This window comes from Stenotrophomonas sp. SORGH_AS_0321 (assembly GCF_031453215.1).
Classification (GTDB): Bacteria; Pseudomonadota; Gammaproteobacteria; order Xanthomonadales; family Xanthomonadaceae; genus Stenotrophomonas; species Stenotrophomonas chelatiphaga.
Window position 1 is genome coordinate 1,844,364 of record NZ_JAVIZG010000001.1, and the last position, 16,934, is coordinate 1,861,297.

The 16,934-nt window shown below is 67.7% G+C and carries 16 protein-coding genes; all 16 read right to left on the reverse strand.

Annotated features, from left to right (window positions below; translation table 11 throughout):
• Positions 1-19: 19 nt before the first annotated feature.
• A complete protein-coding gene (locus QE373_RS07975; protein WP_309685302.1) occupies positions 20-400 on the reverse strand; it encodes a hypothetical protein in 381 nt (126 codons plus the stop codon).
• A gap of 129 nt (positions 401-529) precedes the next feature.
• Positions 530-1,021: a chemotaxis protein CheW gene (locus QE373_RS07980; protein WP_309685304.1), complete on the reverse strand. Its 492-nt coding sequence runs from the start codon at positions 1,019-1,021 to the stop codon at positions 530-532.
• 88 nt (positions 1,022-1,109) lie between these two features.
• The gene (locus tag QE373_RS07985; protein ID WP_057508006.1) at positions 1,110-1,889 is read right to left on the reverse strand and encodes a flagellar brake protein; all 780 of its coding nucleotides are present in this window, start codon (positions 1,887-1,889) and stop codon (positions 1,110-1,112) included.
• A gap of 192 nt (positions 1,890-2,081) precedes the next feature.
• Positions 2,082-4,265 (reverse strand): methyl-accepting chemotaxis protein, encoded by a 2,184-nt coding sequence (locus QE373_RS07990; RefSeq protein ID WP_309685307.1) that lies wholly within the window; start codon positions 4,263-4,265, stop codon positions 2,082-2,084.
• A 39-nt stretch (positions 4,266-4,304) separates the two neighbouring features.
• Positions 4,305-4,469: a hypothetical protein gene (locus QE373_RS07995; RefSeq protein ID WP_161809860.1), complete on the reverse strand. Its 165-nt coding sequence runs from the start codon at positions 4,467-4,469 to the stop codon at positions 4,305-4,307.
• Between the two features lie 402 nt (positions 4,470-4,871).
• Positions 4,872-7,112, reverse strand: coding sequence for a methyl-accepting chemotaxis protein (locus QE373_RS08000; protein WP_309685310.1), 2,241 nt, complete (start codon positions 7,110-7,112; stop codon positions 4,872-4,874).
• Positions 7,113-7,317: 205 nt separating this feature from the next.
• A complete protein-coding gene (locus QE373_RS08005; protein WP_309685312.1) occupies positions 7,318-9,309 on the reverse strand; it encodes a chemotaxis protein CheA in 1,992 nt (663 codons plus the stop codon).
• Positions 9,310-9,358: 49 nt separating this feature from the next.
• Entirely contained in the window at positions 9,359-9,724 is a 366-nt protein-coding gene (locus QE373_RS08010) for a response regulator (protein ID WP_042613857.1), read from the reverse strand.
• The gene (locus QE373_RS08015) at positions 9,721-10,029 is read right to left on the reverse strand and encodes an STAS domain-containing protein (protein ID WP_057687396.1); all 309 of its coding nucleotides are present in this window, start codon (positions 10,027-10,029) and stop codon (positions 9,721-9,723) included. Before QE373_RS08015 ends, QE373_RS08010 begins: the two co-directional genes overlap by 4 nt.
• A 385-nt stretch (positions 10,030-10,414) precedes the next feature.
• On the reverse strand, positions 10,415-11,449 hold the full coding sequence (locus tag QE373_RS08020) for a chemotaxis protein CheW (protein WP_309685315.1): 1,035 nt from the start codon (positions 11,447-11,449) through the stop codon (positions 10,415-10,417).
• Entirely contained in the window at positions 11,446-12,228 is a 783-nt protein-coding gene (locus QE373_RS08025; RefSeq protein ID WP_123698776.1) for a ParA family protein, read from the reverse strand. The genes QE373_RS08020 and QE373_RS08025 overlap by 4 nt, the downstream gene beginning before the upstream one ends.
• Positions 12,229-12,232: 4 nt before the next feature.
• Positions 12,233-13,228 (reverse strand): flagellar motor protein MotD, encoded by a 996-nt coding sequence (motD, locus tag QE373_RS08030; protein ID WP_309685319.1) that lies wholly within the window; start codon positions 13,226-13,228, stop codon positions 12,233-12,235.
• Position 13,229: 1 nt separating this feature from the next.
• Positions 13,230-13,970, reverse strand: a complete 741-nt coding sequence (locus QE373_RS08035; protein ID WP_309685322.1) for a flagellar motor protein — start codon at positions 13,968-13,970, stop codon at positions 13,230-13,232.
• A gap of 76 nt (positions 13,971-14,046) precedes the next feature.
• Positions 14,047-15,894 (reverse strand): chemotaxis protein CheA, encoded by a 1,848-nt coding sequence (locus QE373_RS08040; protein WP_309685324.1) that lies wholly within the window; start codon positions 15,892-15,894, stop codon positions 14,047-14,049.
• Between the two features lie 2 nt (positions 15,895-15,896).
• Positions 15,897-16,535, reverse strand: a complete 639-nt coding sequence (locus QE373_RS08045) for a protein phosphatase CheZ (protein ID WP_185000272.1) — start codon at positions 16,533-16,535, stop codon at positions 15,897-15,899.
• Complete coding sequence (gene cheY, locus QE373_RS08050; protein ID WP_057508265.1) at positions 16,535-16,927, reverse strand: chemotaxis response regulator CheY; 393 nt, start codon at positions 16,925-16,927, stop codon at positions 16,535-16,537. The genes QE373_RS08045 and cheY overlap by 1 nt, the downstream gene beginning before the upstream one ends.
• Positions 16,928-16,934 lie beyond the last annotated feature (7 nt).

Below are 16,934 nucleotides of genomic sequence, written 5' to 3' on the forward strand. Positions count from 1 at the left end.
GTGACAGGACAAACCGGTCTTACTTGATGTCGGCCAGCTTCAGGCCAGCCGGCGAGCTGACTTCGATTTCGGCACGCGAGGCGTCACGCTCGATCTTGCCGATCACGCACACGGTCTTGCCTTCCAGCGATTCCAGCGGGAAGCTGAACTTGCCGCGGTTGGCGCCGGCGATGCGGGCCGAGAAGGTGTGGCGCGGGAAGGCGCCGCCCATGTACAGGAAGGTCGGCGAACCTTCCGAGCCTTCGGCGAAGCGGGCCTTTTCGACCTTGCCGCAGACCATGCCTTCCTTGCCGACCTGGCGCGGTGCCATCTCCGGCGGAATCATGGCCGACTGGGCGGAGGCGGTCAGGGCGGTGGCAGCCAGCAGGGTGGCCGATGCAATGGCGAACAGGGACTTCATCTACAGGTACTCCAGTAATGGGGATGGGGATCGGGTGGCCGGCCTGGTGCGTTCCGTCGCGGGCGGTCCTTGAATCCCCTATCGGCCGTTGCAGATGGAACTGAAGGATTTTGTTTCGATCCGCTGCACTCAGGCAGCGGCTTCTTCGGCCACTGCCGTCTGGCCCATGTCGGCGCTGTCGAGCAGGGTTTCGATGTCCAGCAGGATCAGCATCCGGTCGTCCTGGGTGCCGATGCCGGAAATGAAGCGGGTATCGACCGCGGCGCCGAACTCCGGCGTCGGGCGGATCTGCTCGGCGGCCAGCGGGATCACGTCGGACACGCTGTCCACCACGATGCCGACCACGCGGTCTTCCACGTTCAGCACGATCATCACGGTGAAGGCGTCGTAGCGCGCGTTCTCCAGGCGCAGCTTCAGGCGCAGGTCGATGACCGGCACGATGGTGCCGCGCAGGTTGATCACGCCCTTGATGTAATCGGGCGCGTCGGGCACGCGGGTGACCGCGTCATAGCCCCGGATCTCCTGCACCTTGAGGATGTCCACGCCGTAGTGCTCATCGCCGAGGGTGAAGCTGAGGAACTCGCCGCCGGTATCGGCGTGGGCCTGGTTCTTGTCGTTCATCGAGGGTGTCCTGGGTGCCGTGATTGCCGGTCTCAGGCTCGATATCGGCGGATCCGGGCGGGACTTTAGGATCCCGCTGTCCTGCCGGTTACAGCTCGCCGTTCTTGCGGGCGCTGCGCTGGCGGTCGATGCGGAAGATGTAGCGCTGGATGGCGCTGTCGCCGCCGCGCGGCAGGCGGTCGAAGCGCAGTCCCACGCGCGTCACTTCGCTGCCGTTGGGCAGCTTCTGCAGGCGCTCGTTGCAGGCGATCAGGCTGACCTGCAGGTCCGGCCCATCGGGCAGGCTCAGTTCGGCGTCGTAGCGTTTCTGCAGTCCGAACACGGCGTACTCCGCAGGCAGGGTGACCGCCAGTCCGCCGCCGCTGATGTCCACCACGCGCATCGCCAGCCGTTCCGGGCGACCGTCGGCGGCCGGCAGCACCAGCTGCGGGGAATCGGTGATCGGGGTCTCCAGGCGGTACATCTCGCGGCGCTGCAGGTGCACCATCTCGTCCGGCAGGGTGGTCCGGAACGCGACGTGGCGGCCGTTGTCCAGGCGCTCGATATGGTCCACGCGGAAGCGCACCAGCACCCGGTCGAGCTGGGCAAAGCACAACAGGTGTCCGGCCGCTTCGGCGGCACGGTTGGACGCCTCCTGCGGGCTGCCATCGAGCAGCAGCTGGTCCAGGTCCTCGTCCAGTTCCAGCACCGCGGTGGGGAAGCTCTGGTCGCGACCGCCGATGTGGGCGTTGATCAGTGACCGCTGGTCGATCAGCTGCCTGAGCAGCTGGCGGATCTGCAGCGGATTTCGCACCAGGAAGCGTTCATCGGCGCTGTCGTCGTGCGCGGTGGGGTGATCCTGTGCTGCATCGTGGCTGCCTGCGGACATCGGTTCTGCGTTCGAGTGCGGGAAAAACCGTGACGTAGGACACGGTGGTCTTCCAGCATATCGGCAAGATCCTGTTTTCCTGAACCCCATTACAGCGCCCCGCTGAGGGCGCCGTCGATGGCTGCGTCGGTGGCGCCGCGCCGTGCGCGCAACCAGGCGGTGACGGCCAGCGGCCGTCACTACCGGCCGAGGTTAGCCCGCCAGCTCGCGCAGCCGCCGCATCACGGCGGTTTCGCTGCCATCGTCGTGCAGCCGGAAGCGCGCCACGGCCTCGGCAAGCCCCGCTGCCTGCGATCCCATGGCATGGGTGGCCGCAGTCGATGCTTCGACCAGGGCGGCGTTCTGGCGGGTGTTGGCGTCCATCTGGGTGATGCTCTGGCTGACCTGTTCGATGCCGGCACTCTGTTCCTGCGATGCCGCGGCGATCTCGGCCATGATCTGGTTGACCTGCTGCACCGACTGCACGATGTCGCGCATGGTCGAGCCGGCGCGCTGCACCAGCGTTGAACCGTGCGCCACCTTGTCCACCGAGTCTTCGATAAGGCCCTTGATCTGTTTGGCCGCTTCGGCCGAGCGCTGTGCCAGTACGCGCACTTCGGAGGCGACCACCGCGAAGCCACGGCCCTGTTCACCGGCTCGGGCGGCTTCCACGGCCGCGTTCAAGGCCAGGATGTTGGTCTGGAAGGAAATGCCGTCGATCACCGAAATGATTTCAGCGATGCGACGCGAGGCGTGTTCGATGTCGCTCATGGTGGTGACCACGTTGCCCACCACCTCGCCGCCGGAGGCCGCCACGTCGGCCGCGCCGCTGGCCACGCGGTTGGCGGTGCGCGCGTGTTCGGCGTTCTGCCGCACGGTGGCGGTCAGCTCTTCCATCGTGGCAGCGGTTTCTTCCAGGCTCGCCGCCTGCTGTTCAGTCCGGCTGGCAAGATGCCCGTTGCCCTGGGCCAGGCCGGCAGCGGTGCCGTTGATATGGGTGGACGCGTCCTGGATGCTGCCGACGATGCTGGTCAGCTGGGCGATGGTGGCGTTGGCATCGTCGCGGATGCGGCCGAACACACCGTGGAAATCGCCTTCCATGCGTGCAGTTAGATCGCCCTGCGACAGCGCCGACAGCAGTGCGGAAATCTGTTCGATGCTGGTGGCGTTGGCATCCATCAGGCCGTTGAGCTGCTGGGCCAGCTGCAGGAAGAAGCCCTCCTTGCCTTCGCAGGCCACGCGGCCGCTGAAGTCACCGTTGGCGGCCGCCTGCACGATGCGTTCAAGCTCGGCTTCGACCTGGGCTTCAAGCGTGCGATCAGCCCATTCCACCACGAAGCCCTGGCGCTCGCCCTGGTCGCTGACGATGGGGTTGACGATCAGGCGCAGCAGCCGGCCACCGACGCGGATCTGTGCGCGGTAGGTGGTGGACAGCGTATCCAGCAGCTTGGCCTGGTGGGCCGGGTTGCGGTGGAAGATGTCGATGTTCTGGCCGATCAGGTGGCTGGCGTCGAACTGCGGCAGGTCCCGGCGCAGGTCCGATTCGGCCGCGGACAGCATCTGCTGCAGCGGACGGTTGACGAACACGATGTTGCGCTCGCGGTCGGCGATCATCACGTTGGTGGTGACATCGTCCAATGCGGTGCGGATGCGCAGGGTGTCGGCCAGCGCGGCCTGTTCGCGCTCGCGCCGCTGCAACAGCTGGGTACTGGTCTGCACCAGGGTGCGCGCCAGCGATTCGGCCGGGAACTGTTCGGCCTGGATGCCGGCGGGCAACGGCTGGTCGGCGGCCACGCCGCGCGCCAGTGCGGCCAGTTGCCGCGGGTCGTGGCCGAGCAGCAGCAGCTGGCGGCGCATCTGGATCGCCATGACCGACAGCAGCGCGGTTTCCACCACGACGTAGCTGGCATGCAGGGCGAGGATGCCGATGCCGCTGCCGGCACTGAACACCGGGTAGGGCAGGCCGCGGTGTTGCAGGTAGAAGAACAGCACGTGGTGCACGGCGATGGCGGCGGCAGCCACCACCAGCGGCAGCCAGTCGCGGTAGTACAGCAGCAGGGCGATCAGCACGATCACGGTGAAGTGGGTTTCCAGCAGGCCGCTGGTCTGGTGGATCAAGGTGGCGGCCTGCACCATCCAGGCGAGCGCGACGGTGCAGCGCGACAAGCGCGTGCCCGGCAGCAGGCGTACCTGCGCGGCGACCACCAGCAGGGTGGGCAGGCTGATGGCAAGGAACGGGGTCCAGGCACCGGCGCGCAGCGCCAGCCCCATCGACACCAGCGCCAGCAGGGCGCTGACACCGAGGAACAGGCGATCGGCTTCTGCGGTCAGGACCTGCAGGAAGGGAAGTTTTTCGTGACCTGCGAACGAATCAGCGGTACGTGGCGTGGTGGACATGCGCAATGCTCCTTCTGGCATGAACAGCGGCTTGGTGATTCAACGGCGGTCGGTGGGGGCGACGCACAGGGGAATGGGAGAATCGGCGTGTTGGTACCACAGCGCCGGTGCTGCCCAGCCCATCCAAAGGCCGAGCAACAGCAGGCCGACCAGCGCGCGGGGGAAGCGCTGTCGGGGCACGGCGACGTCAGCGGAAGCGTCCATCGGCAGACCGGGCGGTGTGGTGAGTCCAGTAACGGCCGTGAAGGGACGAACTTGACCTGTGCGTGATGGGAGTGTGACGGCGCTCACGGATTGTCCCGAAAACGGGCTGCTTGGGTGCGGGGCTGCGTTGCTGCGTGGCTGCGGGCTGGGCCGGGCGGGGAGGCTGTGCGGGGCACGCGCAAGTACGTCCATGTAGCTCTTCGCGGCTCCTGCCGCTCAAGGCCCCGCCCGGCCCCCTGACAGGTTCCGTGGGCTGCCGGTCTGCGGGATGAAAGATGAAAGACAAAGGCAGGGGCAAAGGCAGGGGTCAGAGTCCTTTCGCGTAGCGAAAGGACTCTGACCCCATCCCGATGACGCGGACCCAGCCGCCTCGCCCCGCCAGCTCGTCAACTGCCGTGGCGCTTAGAACTCCTGCCAGTCGCCGTCGCCGGCGATGACCGGCTGCCGCACCATCGCGCGGCGGGTGGCCGGGCGCGGGGGGGCTGCGGGCGACTTCGCCGGTGCGGCCACGCCGGGACGTGCGCCGGGCGCAGCGCCCTTGGCCGGCGCGCTTTCGGCCAGCCGGAACTGGGCCACCGCATCGGTCAGCTGCATGGCCTGTTCTTCCATCGAACGTGCCGCCGCGGTGGCTTCCTCCACCAGCGCAGCATTCTGCTGGGTGGTCTCGTCCATCTGCACCACGGTCTGGTTGACCTGTTCGATGCCCGCCGACTGTTCCTGCGACGCGGCGGAAATCTCGGCCATGATGTCGGTCACGCGCTGCACCGAGGCGACGATCTCGCCCATGGTGGCGCCGGCCTGGTGCACCAGTGCGGAGCCATCGGCGACCTTGCCGACCGATTCGTCGATCAGGCCCTTGATCTCCTTGGCCGCTGCCGCCGAACGCTGCGCCAGGGTGCGCACTTCGCTGGCAACCACTGCGAAGCCACGTCCCTGGTCGCCGGCGCGTGCTGCTTCCACGGCAGCATTCAGCGCCAGGATGTTGGTCTGGAAGGCGATGCCGTCGATGACCGAGATGATCTCGGCGATCTTCTTGGACGACGCTTCGATCGCCGACATGGTGGTGACCACCTCGCTGACCACCGCGCCGCCCTGGCTGGCGACACCGGCTGCGCCGATCGCCAGCTGGTTGGCCTGGCGGGCGTGCTCGGCGTTCTGGCGCACGGTGGAGGTCAGTTCCTCCATTGAGGCCGCGGTCTCTTCCAGATTGGCTGCCTGCTGTTCGGTACGGCGCGAGAGATCATTGTTGCCGGCGGCGATCTCGCTGGCGGCGCCACGGATGCTCTGTGCCGACACCTGGATGCTGGACACGATGCCGGTCAGCTGGCCAACGGTGGTGTTGGCATCGTCGCGCATCAAGGCGAACACGCCGTGGAACTCACCGTCCATGCGTGCGGTCAGGTCGCCGGCCGCGATGGAGCGCAGCAGCTGCGACAGCTGGGACAGGTTGCCGTCGGCCACGTGCATCATGGTGTTGAGCTGTTCAATCATGACCTTGAAGTCATGCTGGAAGCGTTCGGCATCACCGCGCTGGCTGAAATCACCCACCGCCGCGGCCGACGCCAGTTGCTGGATCTGCGTGTTGATCGCCAGCAGGCTGCCCTTGGCCGCGTCCATCGATTCGTGCAGGAAGGCGCGGCTGGCCGGCAGGCGCCGCGCATCGGGTTCCAGGTTGCCGATGGCGTACTGGTTCAGCACGTCCACCGCATCGCGCAGTGCGTCGAGGTGTTCGAAGATGACCGTGTTGATGCCGTGCGCCAGCTCGCCATACACGCCGGGAAAGTCTTCCGGGATGCGGTGGCTGATGTCCGGGCCGGCGTGCATGTCCACCATCTGCTGGGTCTGCCCGGAGAAGCGGCGCAGGGTGGCGGTCATCGCCGCGGTGGCGGCCAGCATGCGGCCGGCTTCATCGGCACTGCTGGCCTGGGTGGTGACGCTGAGGTCGCCGCGTGCCACCGCCTGGATGGCCTGCACGGCCTTGCCCAGCGGTACGGTGATCGCGCGCGAGATGATCACCGCCAGCGTGGCCGCCACCAGCGACAGCAGCAGCATCGCGGCGATGATGGCGATCAGGCTGGTGTGGTGGGTGGCATTGGCATCGGCGATGCCCTGGTCCATCAGCGTGCCGCTGTAGGCGCTGAGCGCCTTCAGGTCATCGAACAGCTTGCGGCGCAGCGGACGCGACTGCTCGTCGGACACCTGCTGGGCCAGCACCGCATCGCCGCTGGCGCCGGCAGCGCGCAGCTGGACGTTGGCAGCGAAGTAGGCGGCCACGTCGGCCTTGACCTTCTCATACAGCTCGCGCTCTTTCGGGTCAGCAGGCAGCGCGGCGTAGGCCTCCAGTTCCTCATGCACCACCTTGGCGGTGGCGTCCATGCGCTTGTTGTAGTCGGCTACTTTTTCCGGCTGGTCCAGCATGGTCAGCTGGGCCATTTCATAGGTGCGGAACTCACCCAGCTGGGAGCGGACTTCACCAAGGTGCTGTACCGAGGGGATGGCATTGCTGGCCATGCCACGCAGCTGCTGGTTGGCCTCGGACAGGCGCAGCAGGGCGAAGCCGCCCAGCACGAGGGTCATCAAGGTGGTCAAGGTGAATCCCACCGCCAGCTTGCGGGCGATGGCGAGATCGGCGAACCACTTCATGCGGGTGCTCCAGGGCAGGGCAGGGCGCAGCGGCCACGCCGCTGGGCGATGTTGGAAAGGAAGCGGGACACGGCGGCGTGGGGGTCATCACGCCGTCTTTACAGATAGCGGCGAGGCGGCGCGGATCTGTAGCGCCGAGCCGTGCTCGGCGGAGAATTTTCCAGCAGTCCGCCGAGCGTGGCCCGGCGTTACCGTTGTTCGTGGATCAGGCGGCCTGCGGGACCCGCAGCGAGCGCACCAGCCCGCCGATGTCGACGATCAGCGCGACCCGGCCATCGCCAAGGATGGTGGCGCCGGATACCCCGCCGATGCGACGGTAGTTGTTCTCGATGTTCTTCACCACGACCTGCTGCTGGCCGACCAGTTCGTCCACTTCCAGCGCGATCTTCTGGCCATCGCCTTCCACCACCACCACCAGCGATTCGTCGCTGTGGCGCTGGCCGTAGCCATAGTACTCGCTCAGCGAAAGGATCGGCAGGTATTCGCCGCGCACCCGCAGCACGCGCCCTTCGCCGGCCATGGTGCGGATGTCGCTGGCCTGCGGCTGCAGGGCTTCCAGCACGTAAGCGAGGGGCAGGATCAGGGTTTCGCCGGCCACCGATACGGTCATGCCGTCCAGGATCGCAAGCGTGAGCGGCAGGCGGATCAGCGTGCGCGTGCCCATGCCGGCGCGGCTTTCGATCTGCACTTCGCCGCCCAGTGCCTGGATGTTGCGGCGGACCACGTCCATGCCCACGCCGCGGCCGGACAGGTCGGTCACGGCATCGGCGGTGGAGAAGCCCGGCTGGAAGATCAGGTCCCAGACCTGCGCATCGGTCGGGTTTTCCGGCACGGCCAGGCCGCGTTCGGCAGCCTTGGCCAGGATCCGGTCGCGGTTCAGGCCGTGGCCGTCGTCGCTCACTTCGATGACGATGTGACCGCCCTGGTGGGATGCGGCCAAGGTGATGGTGCCGGTTTCGTCCTTGCCCGCGTTGCGGCGGAACTCCGGCATTTCCAGGCCGTGGTCGATGGAGTTGCGCACCAGGTGGACCAGCGGATCGGCGATCTTCTCGATCAGCCCCTTGTCCAGTTCAGTACCTTCGCCGATGGTCTTCAGCCGTACCTGCTTGCCGAGGCGGGTGGACAGGTCGCGGACCAGGCGCGGGAAGCGGCGGAACACCGCATCCACCGGCAGCATGCGCACGCCGATCACCGCTTCCTGCAGGTCACGCGTGTTGCGTTCCAGCAGGTCCAGGCCGGCGAACAGTCGCTCGGCATGGGCCGGATCGATATGGTTGGACACCTGCTTCAGCATCGCCTGGGTGATGACCAGTTCGCCGACCAGGTTGATCAGCGCATCGACCTTGTCCACGCTGACGCGGATGGAGGATTCGGCTTCCTGCGCCGGGGTCGCGGCGGCCATGGCCGGCGCAGCGGTGGCAGGCGCTGCAGCAGCCGCCGGGGCGAGCTCGACTTCGACAGCCGGTGCGCTGGTGGCCAGGCTGGGCGGTGCGACCGGACGGATGTCCAGCTCGCAGTCGTCGACCACCCAGGCGAAGGTATCTTCGATCTGGCTGCGCTTGATCTTGCCGATCAGTCCCAGATCCCACGCGAGGTGGGCCTCGAACGGATCCAGCTGCTCGAAGCCGGGCAGGCGCTCGAGGCGTGCCTGCACCTGCAGCGGGCCAAGGTGTTCCAGTTCGCGGATGATGCGCAACGGATCATTGCCGCTCATGAACATCGACGGCGCCGGGGTGAAGCCGATCTGCCAGGCTTCCGGCTCTGCTTCGGCGACGACCGGGGCCGCCGCGCTGGCTGCTGCCGGGGCCTGCCCGGACAGGATCGATTCCAGCCGCGCCTTCATCGCCGCGACCGCGGCCGGGTCGGCCTGCACGCCGTGTTCGGCTTCGCGCAGCAGGGCGCGCAGCACGTCCACCGAGGCCAGCATCGCATCCACGGCATTGGCTTCCAGCGCGCGCTTGCCGGCGCGCAGCTCGTCGAGCAACGTTTCCAGTACATGGGTCAGCGCGGCGATCGCATCGAAGCCGAAGGTGCCGGCGCCGCCCTTGATCGAATGCGCTGCACGGAACACCGAGTTGATGATCTCTGCATCGTGCTGGCCGGATTCCAGGGTCAGCAGTCCGGCTTCCATGGCGTCCAGCCCTTCGCGGCTTTCCTCGAAGAAGGTGGCGTGGAAACGTTGCAGGTCCATGCTCATGTCAGGTGTGTTCCAAGGGCGGGCGCGGGGGACGGGATGGCGTGGGCGATCAGCCCAGGACCTTCTGCACGGTGGCGATCAGCTGTTCGGGGTTGAACGGCTTGACCAGCCAGCCGGTGGCACCGGCGGCCTTGCCTTCGGACTTCTTGTCCGCGGCCGATTCGGTGGTCAGCATCAGCATCGGGGTGAACTTGTATTCGGCCAGCTGGCGCAGTTCGCGGATCAGCGAGATGCCGTCCATGTTGGGCATGTTGACGTCGGTGACCACCGCGTTGAAGCGTTGGCCCTTGGCCCGGCCCAGCGCGACGGCGCCGTCCTCGGCTTCTTCGACGGAAAAACCGGCCGAGGTGAGGGCGAAGGAAACCATCTGGCGCATCGACGCCGAGTCGTCCACCACCAAGATACGTGCGCTCATGCCGCGTTCTCCACAGATTTCAGGTTGTCATGGGATACAGCCAGGCCGAGGGCCTGGGTGACGCCGAGCAATCGCGCGGCGTCGGTGAAGGTTGCGGTGCTGCCGCTGAATTCCGTGTGCAGTCCGGCACCGCGCCGGCCCTGCACGAATGCGCACAGGACCTGCATGGCGGCGGTGTGGATACGGCCCACCCGGCTGGCGTCGAGGGTCAGCGGGTCGGCCGCGGCCAGCAACGGGGCCAGGCGGTTCTTCAGCTCGGTGCTGCTCTCGATGCCGAGATCTTCACCCAGGTCCACAGTGCTCATTGTTGCTCCGGACAAACGGTTCCAGACTTCATAGCGGCAATATCCGGGGAAGCTTTAGGGGTGGGTTGTTGTTTTCGCGGCCAGGCGCAGAAGCGGGAGCGTGGGGCGCGGGGCGCGGGGGCGGGCAGGGTCAGGCAGGACACGCCGCAAGTCCCGCTCCGCGGCCCGGCCCAGCCGCTGGCGGCTGTGCGTTCAAGCGCATGCGAGGCAGTGCCTCGCGAGCCATGCGCTTTCACCCAAGTAGGCTTGTGTTCGGCTCCTGCCTCACACAGTCCTGCCTGACCCTGCCCGCCCCCTCACTGACGGTCTGCGCTTGGGCCGCGGGGTGGGGGAGGGGCAAGGCAAGGGCAAGGGCGCAGCGCTTGCCTCCAGCCTGGGCTGCCTGTCAGTTCAGCAGCTGGGTTGCGTCGAGGAGGATCATCGGTTGCTGGTGGAGGCGGGCTACGCCGCGGAAGATGTCGTTGCTGATGCGGCAGATGCGGGCGGTGTCGGGGGGCTCTATCTGCGAGTCGCTGAGGTTGGTGACGTCCTCCACTGCGGTCACGCGCAGGCCCATGATCTCGCCGTTTTCTTCCAGCACCACGATGCGGGTCAGGGCGTCTTCGCCGGCGGGGGCGCCGCCGAGATGGATGCCCAGGTCCATCACCGGCACCACCTGGCCACGCAGGTTCATGATGCCGAGCATCGCCGGGGCGGTGCCGCGCAGGGGCAGCAGCGGCACCGGCAGCACCACTTCCTGCACTTTCAACAGTTCCAGTGCATAGGCCTGGCTGCCGCAGCGCAGCCGCAGCCAGCGCGAGCTGCGCTCGGTGGCGCGTCGTTGCGGCGATGACGCGTAGCCGCTCTGCCGGGCCTGTTCCTGCAGTTCCTGCCAGGTGCTGGGCGGGTTGGTGTTGGCTTGCGCCAGTGCCGGAACCGCGCGCGCCACGGTACGTGGCGGCAGGGCCGGCACCGTGGGGGGCATGGCTGGCGGCGGTGCGACGAGCGCGGCGATGGGATCGGCGGCGGCGGCGAAGGCCGCTTCCAGCGAAGGACTGTCCGCGTTGGTCAGCACTGCGCTGATCGCTTCACCGGTCTCATAGATCACTTCGTCCGGCAGGTCGTCCCAGGTGGGTTCTGGTTCTGGTTCTGGTTCGGGCGCCGTCTGCACGGCAGGCAACGGCGTTTCGGCGGCGGCGTCGAAGGCAGCCTGCAGGCTGGCTCCGTCCATCAGCGCGGGGTCTTCGCTGCTGGCCGGCCCGGTCTCGTAGACCACCTCGTCCGGCAGGTCGTCCCAGCTCGGTTCGCGTTCGGCGGTGGGCTCGGCTGCGGCGTCGGGAGCGGCAGCCACGGCCGTGGTGGCCTGCGGTTCGGCGACCGCGGCGGTGGCCTCGCCCAGCAGCTGTTCCAGGTAATCGTCCAGCACGGTTTCGTTGTTCATGCTGCCTGCTCCAGTGCACGCGCATCGTCGGCCAGGATCCAGTCCAGTGCACGGCGGTAAGCGGCCAGGCCGCGGCCCGGATAATCGTCCCCCTCCACCGGCGCCATCAGCGTGGCGGCGTTGCTCATCCGCGTATCCACCGGGATCGCGTCTTCCCAGACACGCGTGCCATGGCTGTCCTGCATCTGCCGCAGGCTTTCGTTGCCGGCGCGGGTGCGGCGGTCGAACAGGGTCGGCAGGATCGACATCGGCAGCGGGCGGCGACGCGAACGTTCAACCATCTCACCGGTGCGGACCATGCCATCCAGCCCGTGCAGGGCCAGCGGTTCGGCCTGGGTGGGGATGATCAGGCGATCGGCCGCGGCCAGCGCGTTGATCATCAACAGGCCGAGCGTGGGCGCGCAGTCGAGCAGGATGTAATCGTGACGCCCGGCGTGGCGTGCCAGCGCATTCTGCAGCGACAGTCCCAGCCCGGGCTGGTTGGCGCTGCGCCGTTCCAGCGTGGCCAGCGCCGACTGCGCGCAGACGTGGTCCAGACCCGGGATGCGGCTGGCATGGCACAGCGTGGCCAGTTCGGCCGGCGGTGCGGCGAACAGTTCCAGCACGCCTGCCGGCGGCGGATCCAGCGGGATCCCGAACGAGCGGGTCAGTGATGCATGCGGGTCGAGATCGATCAGCAGCACACGGTGACCCGACGCGGCCAGTTGCCGGCCCAGCGCCAGGGTGGTGGTCGTCTTGCCGACGCCGCCCTTCTGGTTGGCGATTGCCCAGATGCGCATCGGTCTACTCCTTCATGGCGGGGGTAACGGCGGCGCCGATCGGGCTGCCGGCCGCTGCAGGCGCACGCGGTGCCTGCGGGGTGGGGGGTAAGGAAATCGGGGTGATCGGCGCGGGCGCAGCGCTGCCGGTGGAGGCGTTGAGCCGCTCGCTGATCGGGTCCACGCCATGCGTGGTATCGGCCAGGATGATCACCATCACGCGCCGGTTGCGGTTGCGGCCGACGGCGCTGGCGTTGTCCTCGCGCGGGCGGAATTCGCCGTAGCCGACCATCGCCAGGCGCGCCGGCTGCAGGCCCTGGTCGGCGAACAGATGGACCACGCTGGCGGCACGCGCGGCCGACAGTTCCCAGTTGGAAGGAAACTGCGCGGTGGCGATCGGCACGTTGTCGGTATGGCCTTCCACGCGCACGCTGTTGGGTACATCGCGCAGCACGCCGGCGAGGGTGGACAGGGTGTCGCGCGCCTGCACGTCCAGCACCGAGGCGCCGGTCGGGAACAGGATGTCGCTGTTGATCTCCACTTCGATCCACAGCTCGGTGCGGCGCACGGTGATCATGCCGCGGTCGATCAGCGGCGCCAGCGTGGCGGTCAGCCGGTCGGCGATCGCGTTGAGCTGGCGCTCGGCCTGCTTGAGCTGGTCCTGGTCACGGAAAGAGACCGGTGAGCGCATCTGCGATGCCATTGCTGGGAGCAGCGACGGATCGTTGGCCGGGGCCGGCGCGGAGGGCCCCACGCGGCTGCCGGCGTTGATCACCGACGGCGCATCCCAGCCGCCGCCCTTGACCTGGTTGCTGCCGACCTGCACCGGATTGAGGGTGCGCGGGGCCGAACCGAAGGCGGTGCTGAGCGCGGCGGCGACGACGCGGTACTTGCCTTCGTTGACCGACGAGATCGCATACATCACCACGAAGAAGGCAAGCAGCAGCGTCATCAGGTCGGCGTACGGAATCGCCCAGGCCTCATGGTTGGCATGCTCTTCGTGGTGCTTGCGGCGGGCCATGTCAGTGCAGGAACCCGCTCAGGTTGGATTCGATGTTGCGCGGGTTCTCGCCCAGCGCGATCGAGATCAGGCCTTCGATGGCCATCTCGCGGTCCCGGGTGTTGTGCGCGATCACGCTCTTGAGCTTGGCCGATACCGGCAGGAACAGCAGGTTGGCCGAGGCGATGCCGTAGATGGTGGCGGTGAAGGCTGCGGCGATGCCATGGCCGAGCTTGCTCGGATCGGCCAGGTTCTTCATCACCGCGATCAGGCCCAGCACCGCGCCGATGATGCCCAGGGTAGGCGCATAGATGCCCATCGCCTCGAACACCTTGGAGGCGGCCAGGTCCTTGTGTTCCTGGCTGCTCAGTTCGATCTCCAGCATATGCCGGATGGTTTCCGGCTCCACGCCGTCGATCAGCAGCTGCAGGCCCTTGCGCAGGAACGGGTCGGACTGCGCTTCCACCTGTGCTTCCAGGCCCAGCAGGCCCTGGCGACGGGCGATGTTGCTCCATTCCACGATCTGGGTGATCAGCTGGCGGCGATCGCTCTGGGGCGGGCGGATCACCCAGCGCACGATGGTGAAGGCATGCTTGAACACCGCCGGTGCGGTGTGCAGCAGGATCGAAGCAAGGGTACCCACGATCACGATCACGAACGCGGCCGGCGACCACAGCGACGCCAGGCCAGCGCCCTTGAGGATGCTGCCCCCTACCAGTGACGCCAAGGCGAGGAAGAGTCCTATGAGGCTGAGTCTGTCCATGGATCGGTTATCGGCCCGGTGCGGTGTGACTTGAGCTGGCGGCCGGCAGCGGGCCGACCGACGTCACAGTTTAAATTCAGTCGTGCGGGCTGCGAAGCCCGTCGACATCGAGGATCAGCGCCATCCGGCCGTCGCCGATCAGGGTGGCGCCGGCGTAACCGCGCAGTCCGCGCAGTGCCTTGGGCAGGGGCTTGATGACCACCTCTTCGCGGCCGCGCACCTGGTCCACGACCAGTCCAAAGCGCGCTTCACCGGCCTGCAGCACCACGATGGTCAGCAGGTTGGACTGCATCGGCTCCACCTCCAGCCACTGGCGCAGGTCCACCAGCGCAAGCGTATGCGAGCGACGGTCGAGCACCGCGCGGCCATCGAACCAGCCGAGCGAGGTGGCCGGCGCGTGCAGCACTTCCAGCACGCGCGCCAGCGGCAGCGCGTAGACGTCCTCGCCGGCCTGTACCAGCAGGGTGGGCAGGATCGCCAGGGTGAGCGGGACGCGGATCATGAAGCGGCTGCCGCGGCCCAGTTCGGACTGGATCTGGATCTGTCCGCTGAGTTCGCGGATGCGCGACTGCACTACGTCCATGCCGACCCCGCGACCGGAGATGTCGGTGACCTGGGCCTTGGTGGAGAAACCGGGCAGGAACACCAGGTGCAGGCATTCCTCGCTGCTCAGGCGGGCGGCGGCTTCCGGATCGATCAGGCCTTTTTCGCGGGCCTTGGCGCGCAGCCGTTCCGGATCGATGCCGGCGCCATCGTCCTGCACTTCGATGCTTACATAGTCGCCTTCCTGCTGTGCCGAAAGGCGGACGTGGCCACTGCGCGGCTTGCCCTGTGCTTCACGCAGGTCGGGCATTTCCACGCCGTGGTCGATGGCATTGCGGACCAGGTGCACCAGCGGGTCGGCCAGTGCTTCGACCAGGTTGCGGTCCAGCTCGGTTTCCGCGCCGACCAGTTCCAGCTCGACTTCCTTGCTCAGCGAGCGGGCCACGTCGCGGGCGACCTTGGGGAAGCGCGAGAACACCTTGCCGACCGGCTGCATGCGGGTCCGCATCACCGCCGACTGCAGCCGCGCGGTGGCGATGTCCAGGGTGGAAACGGCGCGGTCGAGCTCTTCATCGCGCAGGCGCGCACGCAGGGTCTTGAGCCGGTTGCGCGAGAGCACCAGTTCGCCGATCAGGTTGACGATGGCGTCCAGGCGCTTGGTATCCACGCGCACGGTCTGTTCGGCTTCGGCCAGCGGCTTGGCGGGCTTGGGCGCGGCGGCCGCCGTGGCCGCAGGTGCACGCGCGGCGGTCGGGGCGGGCTTGGCCGGTACCGGCGCAGGCGCAGCGGCCACCGGGGCAACGGCCTGGGCGCCGGGTACGGCGCCGCCATGCAGCTGGTCGAGCAACGCTTCGAATTCGTCCTCGCTGATCATCGCATCGGCGGCCTTGGCAGCCACCGCGGTGGGGGCGCCGCCGCCATGCAGCTGGTCAAGCAGGGCTTCGAATTCGTCATCGCTGATCAGCGATGGATCGCTCGACGCCGCGGCGGTGCTGGCCGGGGCCGCGCCGACATCGAACTGGGCGATCAGGTCCGGCGGGGCATGTCCGGGTTCTTCGCCGGCCGACACCGAATCGAGCATCGCCTGCAGGTAGTCCAGCGACTGCTGGCCGGCATCGAAGTGATGCGGCTGCAGCGTGGCCTGGCCGGCACGCACCAGCCCGAGGGTCTCTTCGGCGGCGTGGCACAGTTCGACCATGGCGGTGATGCCGAGGAAGCCGGCGCCGCCTTTCAGCGTGTGGTAACCACGGAACACCGCATTGAGCTGCGCGCTGTCCTGCGGGTCCTGTTCCAGGGTGACCAGCTGCTCGCCGAGACGATCAAGGATTTCCTGCGCCTCGATGATGAAGTCGGCAGCGATGTCGTCGGCGATTCCACTCATCGTCAGAGCCCCAGGTCGGACAGCAGGTCGTCGGCGTCGTGCTGGGACACCGCATGGCGGTCCACGCCGTGTACCGCGGGCCCGGCCAGCGCCGGCTCGTGGCGGCCCTGCTGGCGCTGCGCCTGCAGTTCCGGCGGCAGGCCCAGCGCACCGAAGCCTTCGTGCACGCGGCGCACGATGCCGACCACGCGGCGGATGATCTGCCCGGTCAGGTCCTGGTAGCTCTGGGTCAGGGCGATCTCGGTCAGGTTGTGGCGGATGCGCTCGAGCGCCTGCTGCTGCTCCAGCAACGGCAGGGCCTCATCATCGAGGCGGGCGGTCAGGGCGCGGCATTCCTCGGTCAGGTCCAGGGTGCGGTGGGTGGCCTGTTCGGTCATCGTCACCACGTGGTCCAGGCGCGCGCAGGCATCGTCCAGCTCGCCGGCATCGGTGCTGACGGTGGGCAGCTCGCCCAGTGCCTGGCCGAGCTCGCGCGCCAGCCGTGACAGGCCGGCCATCATCGGCTGGGTGCGTGCCGCGGCCAGGGCGTCGATCTGCACGCGCCAGCCGCCCTCGTCGCCGGCTTCCAGCGCGGCAAGCGCTTCCTGCAGCCGCTGTACCAGCCAAGCCTTGTCCATCGGTGCGTCCATGACAACGGCCATCAGGCGCTCGCCGCCAGGCGCTCGAAGATCTTGCCGAGCTTCTCCTGCAGGGTCAGTGCGGTGAACGGCTTGATGATGTAGCCGTTCACCCCGGCCTGGGCCGCTTCGATGATCTGCTCGCGCTTGGCTTCGGCGGTGACCATCAGCACCGGCAGGGTCTTCAGGCGTGCATCGGCGCGGATCGCCTTCAGCAGCTCGATGCCGGTCATCACCGGCATGTTCCAGTCGGTGACCACGAAATCGAAGGGCTGGCTCTGCAGCATGGCCAGCGCGGCATGCCCATCTTCGGCTTCGGCGGTGTTGGTGAAGCCGAGGTCGCCGAGCAGGTTCTTGACGATGCGACGCATGGTCGAAAAGTCGTCGACGATCAGGATGCGCATGTTCTTGTTCAAAGCTTGA